The sequence below is a fragment of the Candidatus Megaera venefica genome, assembly GCF_034554655.1.
Taxonomy (GTDB): Bacteria; Pseudomonadota; Alphaproteobacteria; order Rickettsiales; family Rickettsiaceae; genus Megaera_A; species Megaera_A venefica.
Genome location: NZ_JARJFB010000275.1, coordinates 1 through 661 on the forward strand (window position 1 = coordinate 1; position 661 = coordinate 661).

1 protein-coding gene is annotated in these 661 nt (G+C 33.4%); it reads right to left on the reverse strand.

The window, feature by feature from the left end:
• Positions 1-350 precede the first annotated feature (350 nt).
• The gene (locus Megvenef_RS09745) at positions 351-623 is read right to left on the reverse strand and encodes a type II toxin-antitoxin system RelE family toxin (protein ID WP_322777711.1); all 273 of its coding nucleotides are present in this window, start codon (positions 621-623) and stop codon (positions 351-353) included.
• Between the last annotated feature and the right edge of the window lie 38 nt (positions 624-661).

Here is a 661-nt window from a genome sequence, read left to right on the forward strand (position 1 = left end):
AAAAAATGAATGTGCGGTGATTTATTTTTGAAATTCTTGAAATTATATCAAAAATTTAGAGTTTTGACGGAGAGACTAAGAAACGTTATGCGACTAATTTTGGGGCGGGTTTTCGTTAAGAGATTTTAGGCTTTTTTGAAAAATCAGGGAGCCGTTCTACATCGATTAACTAACAAGAGCTAGAGCATTAATAATCAAAGTAGAACTATTCTAAGCTACACCAAATGAAAAAATGCGTCAAGTACGAAGTGTTCTGTCTCCGACTAGTCGACGAGAGCCAACGTAGTCAATGCAAGACAGAACTCACCCAAATTATACCGAAGAAATAAATACGTCAAGTATTATGTATTTCAATCTTCGTAAACCACATCTCGCTTAGCTAACGCAACTACCAAAACAACAAGTTTATCCTCTTCTAGTTTACAAATTATTCTAAATTTATCCAATCGATAACGCCATAAACCTTTCTTGTTAGAAACCAAAGGCTTGCCAAAAAGTTTAGGGTTATCAAGTTTTAATATTCTATTATATAAATAATCAAGTACTGACTTTTGGGTGTCGGAAGAAAGTTTAAAAAACTTCTTTTCTGCTCTTGGAGTAAATTTAATTTGCCATTTACTCATCCCTAAATCCTATTTGATCTGCTAATCCTGATTTCCTT